Annotated in this window: 2 tRNA genes; both read right to left on the bottom strand. The window is 49.9% G+C overall.

Annotation, left to right across the window (positions count from 1 at the left end):
* Positions 1 to 92: 92 nt before the first annotated feature.
* Positions 93 to 165 (bottom strand) — tRNA-Ala (locus tag KNO70_RS16045).
* Between the two features lie 22 nt (positions 166 to 187).
* Positions 188 to 264: transfer RNA gene (locus KNO70_RS16050), tRNA-Ile, on the bottom strand.
* Between the last annotated feature and the right edge of the window lie 109 nt (positions 265 to 373).

A 373-nucleotide genomic window follows, 5' to 3' on the forward strand; every position in this document is an offset into this window, starting at 1 on the left:
ATCTAGCGTCTAAGACACACGGTCCATTATGGACCATATGTGAAATTGGTTTTTGATGTCTTGATGAATCTTCAGTTTTCAAGGAACAAAAGTGGAGCCTAGCGGGATCGAACCGCTGACCTCCTGCGTGCAAGGCAGGCGCTCTCCCAGCTGAGCTAAGGCCCCGTATTAGAATTTTTCATAAAAATGGTGGGCCTAAGTGGACTCGAACCACCGACCTCACGCTTATCAGGCGTGCGCTCTAACCGGCTGAGCTATAGGCCCTCTTAGAGAGGTTTTGGTCTCTCAAAACTGAACGATGGGCAATGCCACATGGGCATTTTCCTTAGAAAGGAGGTGATCCAGCCGCACCTTCCGATACGGCTACCTTGTT

The sequence above is a fragment of the Exiguobacterium sp. s181 genome, from assembly GCF_018617125.1.
GTDB classification, from domain to species: domain Bacteria; phylum Bacillota; class Bacilli; order Exiguobacteriales; family Exiguobacteriaceae; genus Exiguobacterium; species Exiguobacterium profundum.